The sequence below is a fragment of the Micromonospora sp. M51 genome, assembly GCF_018070305.1.
GTDB classification, from domain to species: Bacteria; Actinomycetota; Actinomycetes; order Mycobacteriales; family Micromonosporaceae; genus Micromonospora; species Micromonospora parva.
The window spans coordinates 1-4,228 of record NZ_JAGPXZ010000558.1; the positions used below are offsets into that span (position 1 = coordinate 1).

Annotated in this window: 4 protein-coding genes and 1 pseudogene; 1 reads left to right on the forward strand and 4 read right to left on the reverse strand. The window is 71.8% G+C overall.

Features of this window, described 5'->3' with window-relative positions; translation table 11 throughout:
• Together KBX53_RS24415 and KBX53_RS24420 are read right to left on the reverse strand one after the other, a co-directional pair.
• Positions 1 to 173: pseudogene (locus KBX53_RS24415) on the reverse strand (SAM-dependent methyltransferase); the annotation flags it as partial.
• Positions 174 to 261: 88 nt separating this feature from the next.
• Complete coding sequence (locus KBX53_RS24420) at positions 262 to 1,950, reverse strand: DEAD/DEAH box helicase (RefSeq protein WP_210861863.1); 1,689 nt, start codon at positions 1,948 to 1,950, stop codon at positions 262 to 264.
• Between the two features lie 392 nt (positions 1,951 to 2,342).
• Here KBX53_RS24420 and KBX53_RS24425 point away from each other — a divergent pair, with 392 nt between their 5' ends.
• Positions 2,343 to 2,978 (forward strand): ferritin-like fold-containing protein, encoded by a 636-nt coding sequence (locus KBX53_RS24425; protein ID WP_245233560.1) that lies wholly within the window; start codon positions 2,343 to 2,345, stop codon positions 2,976 to 2,978.
• A gap of 101 nt (positions 2,979 to 3,079) precedes the next feature.
• On the opposite strand, the gene KBX53_RS24430 is transcribed toward KBX53_RS24425, so the two are convergent.
• Together KBX53_RS24430 and KBX53_RS24435 are read right to left on the reverse strand one after the other, a co-directional pair.
• A complete protein-coding gene (locus tag KBX53_RS24430; protein WP_030329796.1) occupies positions 3,080 to 3,307 on the reverse strand; it encodes a DUF3107 domain-containing protein in 228 nt (75 codons plus the stop codon).
• A gap of 64 nt (positions 3,308 to 3,371) precedes the next feature.
• On the reverse strand, positions 3,372 to 4,010 hold the full coding sequence (locus KBX53_RS24435; RefSeq protein WP_030329797.1) for a TetR/AcrR family transcriptional regulator: 639 nt from the start codon (positions 4,008 to 4,010) through the stop codon (positions 3,372 to 3,374).
• Positions 4,011 to 4,228 lie beyond the last annotated feature (218 nt).

Consider the following 4,228-nt stretch of genomic DNA (forward strand, 5'->3'; position numbering starts at 1 on the left):
GACGTGGTGATCTGGATCCGGGGCCCGGCCTTCAGCGTCACCGGCCGCAGGTCGGCCCGCTCGACGGTGGGGCGACGTCCGCGGCGGCGACCGGCGGCGACCGCCCGGGTCAGCGCGGGGTCGAGCAGCAGCGCCCGAACCTCGGTCAGGGCGGCGTCCAGTGGTTGCGGCATCGTTCCATCTTCAGCAGGCGGGGTGGGAGACGGGAACATCCCCCACGCCGCGCGAGGCGGTGCGGGGGATGTCAGGTGTGGCTGGTGGTCAGTCGGCGGTCGCCTCGGCCGGCGTACCCGCACCGGAACCGCCACCACGGCGGCGTCGGCGGCGGCGCGGCTTCGACGGTTCACCGTCGGACGCGGTGGTCGGCTCGGCGGGGCCGGAGTCGGCGGAGATCACCGCGGTGGTCTCGCCCGCGACCACCTCGCCGGCGCGGCGGCGACGCCGGCGGCGGGGGGTACGGGTGCCTTCCTCGGCGGCGTCGACAGCGGGTGCGTCGGCGGCGACCGGCGTGCCGGCGTCGGGGCGGTCGCGGCGACCATCGCCCCGACCACGACGTTCGCCGCGACCCTCGCCACGGCTCTCACCGCGTCGGGAGCCTCGGCCGCCGCTGTCGCCCCGGCGGGAGCGGGTCGTCCCACCCAGGTCCTCTTCGATCTCGGCGGACAGCCCGGCCCGGGTGCGCTCGGCCGTGGGCAGCGTGCCGCTGACCTCGGTGGAGATGTGCAGGTCGGTGTAGAGGTGCGGCGACGTGTGGTACGTCTCCGGCGGCTCCGGCATCTCCAGACCGAGGGTCTTGTCGATGATCCGCCAGCGCGGCATGTCGTCCCAGTCGACGAAGGTCACCGCGACACCCGTCGCGCCGGCCCGGCCGGTACGACCGATCCGGTGGGTGTAGGTGTCCTGGTCTTCCGGGCAGTCGTAGTTGATGACGTGGGTGACGCCGGTCACGTCCAATCCGCGGGCCGCCACGTCGGTGGCGACCAGGATGTCGATCTTGCCGGCCCGGAAGGCCCGCAGGGCCCGCTCGCGGGCACCCTGGCCGAGATCACCGTGGACCGCGGCGACCGCGAACCCACGGAAGTCGAGGTCCTCGGCGACCCGGTCGGCGGCCCGCTTGGTACGGGTGAAGATCATGGTCAACCCACGCCCCTCCGCCTGGAGGATGCGCGCCACCACCTCGACCTTGTTCATCGAGTGGGTGCGGTAGACCAGCTGCTGGGTCTGCGGCGACGGGCCGGTCTCGGCGGTGTGCCCGGCGTGGATCGTCATCGGCTGGCGCAGGAAACGCCGCGACAGGGTGACGATCGGGTCCGGCATGGTGGCCGAGAAGAGCATCGTCTGCCGGTCTTCCGGAAGCATCGCCAGGATCTTCTCGACGTCGTCGAGGAAGCCCAGGTCGAGCATCCGGTCGGCCTCGTCGAGGACGAGCGCGCGCACCCGGTCGAGCCGCAGGTGCTTCTGCTTCTGCAGGTCCATCAGTCGCCCGGGGGTGCCGACCAGGATCTCGACACCCTTGCGCAGCGCGTCGATCTGCGGCTCGTACGCCACGCCGCCGTAGATCGGCAGCACCCGGACGCCGCGCGTCCGGCCAGCGGCGGCCAGGTCCTTGGCAACCTGGATGCCCAGCTCACGGGTGGGGACGACGACCAGCGCCTGCGGGACGCCGTCGCTGCCCTCGCTCGGGGCGAAGACCCGGTCGAGCAGCGGAACGCCGAAGCCGAGGGTCTTGCCGGTGCCGGTGGGTGCCTGCCCGATCAGGTCGACGCCGCGCAGCGCGATCGGGATCGCGTACTCCTGGATGGCGAAGGCGCGGGTGATGCCGGCCGAGGCCAGCGCCTCGACGGTCTCGGCGCGGGCGCCGAGTGCGGCGAACGTGGGGGCCTCCGGTCGGACCGGGGCGGTGGGGGCCAGTTCCTGGCCGTCCAGCAAATCTTGAGTCAGGTCGCTCATGTGGATGTGGGGGTGCCCTCTCGTGGGTGCGCCCGTCCTGTCCTCAGGGCGCGTTCGGTATGACGCGGGCCACACGGTCGGCGGCAGATTGCCGAGCTGGACCGGGCCGCACGCGCGCCGCAGGCTGAGCTTCGATCAGATCGGCGCCCACGGCAACTGCTCCATGTTACCTGAACAGGCATGCCTGCGTCCCGATTCCCGGGCGGCCATCCGCCACGCGGGGCAAGTAAATGTGACCTGCATCACGGCTTGACTGACCTGGTTCGCCCCGCCCCCGCAGAGTCGGGTGGGAGTCGTATCAGGTGCGAAGTTGGCGAAAACGGTTACGACGCGCACCGCGGCTTCATGATCGATCGGGCCGGCGCGGGCGCGCGCCCGGTAGCCTGCCGCTCGTGTCCGCCTTTGCCGTCGTCGATCTTCTGGGTCTCGTCGCCTTCGGCGAGCTGCTGGCCTTCGAGCGGATGGCCGGCGACGCCCGCCTCGCTCCCGACCTGCGCCGCCGGGCCGCGCTGAACGAGATGGCCGCGGCCGAGATCGCCAACTACCGACGCCTCGCCGACCGGCTCACCGAACTGGGCGTACCGCCGGAGGACGCGATGGCACCCTATGTCGAGCCGGTGCAGGCGTACCACGACTCGACCGAGCCGCGGGACTGGGCGGAAGTGGTCACCAAGGCGTACGTCGGTGACGCGATCACCGACGACTTCGTCCGCGAGATCGCCGACGCGCTGGCGGAACCGGACCGGGCGTTGGTGCTGGACGTCCTGCACGACTTGCGGTACGCGGACTTCGCCGCGGCGGAGATCAGGATGGCCGTCGCCGACGACCCCCGGGTGGCCGGTCGGCTCTCGATGTGGGCCCGACGGCTGGTCGGAGAGGCGTTGTCCCAGGCCGGCCGGGTCGCCGCCGAGCGGGCCACGCTCACCGCGCTGATCGCACGGGACGGCCGGGTCGACGTGCCGGGGCTGTTCGGCAGGCTCACCGCCGCGCACACCGCACGGATGACCGCCGCCGGGTTGAACAACTGACCGGTCGACCGCTCGGCGCACGCCTGAGCGTCGGCTGGTCGGGTCGGTGCCGGCCTGCGGCAGGTGGGCCGGACGCCGACCTGCCGCGATGGCCGGACCGGTCAGCGGACGGTGAACCCGACCGCCCGGGGCGACGCCTCGGCGATCTCGACGTAGGCGACCTTCTCGACGGGAACGATGACCCGCCGGCCCTTCTCGTCGGTCAGGGAGAGCGTGCCGCCGTTGCCGGCGAAGGCGTCGGTCACGATCTGCTCGATCTCGGCCGGCGACTGCGCGCTGTCCAGAACCAGCTCGCGCGGCGCGTACTGCACGCCGATCTTGACCTCCACTGTGCCTCCTCAACTGGGGCGAAAGAACCGCCCTGCGAAGGCTATCCGATCACGGGGTCGACGGTCAGGCTGACTCACCTTGCAGCGGGAAGCTCGCGATGCCCCGCCACGACAGCGCGGCCACCAACGCCTCGGCCTCGGCCTTCGGCACCTGCCGCCCGCCGGCCAGCCAGAACTGCGCGGCCGTCTCCGCGGCCCCGACCAGCCCGGAGGCGAGCAACTCGGCGTGTGCCCGGCTCACCCCGGTGTCGGAGATGATCGTGTCGGTGATCGCCGCGATGCAGCCCTGCTCGACCCGCTCCACCCGCTGCCGCACCGCCGGGTCGTTACGCAGATCCGACTCGAAGACGAGCCGGAACGCCTCACTCTCGTGGTCGACGAAGTCGAAGTACGCCCGCACGGACGCGCTGACCCGCTCCTTGTTGTCGCTGGTGCCGCGCATCGCTTCCTGCACCTGAGCGACGATGGCGTCACAGTGCGTGTCGAGCAGCGCCAGGTAGAGATCCATCTTTCCGGGAAAGTGTTGGTAGAGCACCGGCTTCGAGACCCCGGCCCGCTCGGCGATGTCGTCCATCGCGGCGGCGTGGTAGCCCTGCGCGACGAACACCTCCTGCGCCGCAGCGAGAAGCTGCTTACGACGCGCGGAGCGGGGCAGGCGGGTGGGCCGGCCAGCGGTCTGTGCACCGTTCCCCGCAGCGGTCATGGGATCCTCCGAGTTCTCCGTACGAGCCGGCATTTTCCCCCCAGACCGGGCGAGGCCCGTGACCTCCGTTGTGGAAATGGCCCGCCGCTGTAACTTATCGCCACTCTCGGCACACGGTAGCCTCAGCGGGGGCGACCAAGGAGCGCGCGGTGAGTGAAACAGGGCAACCCGGAGCCGCCACCCCGGGAGAGCACGGTGACGGAGCGGGTCAGCACGAC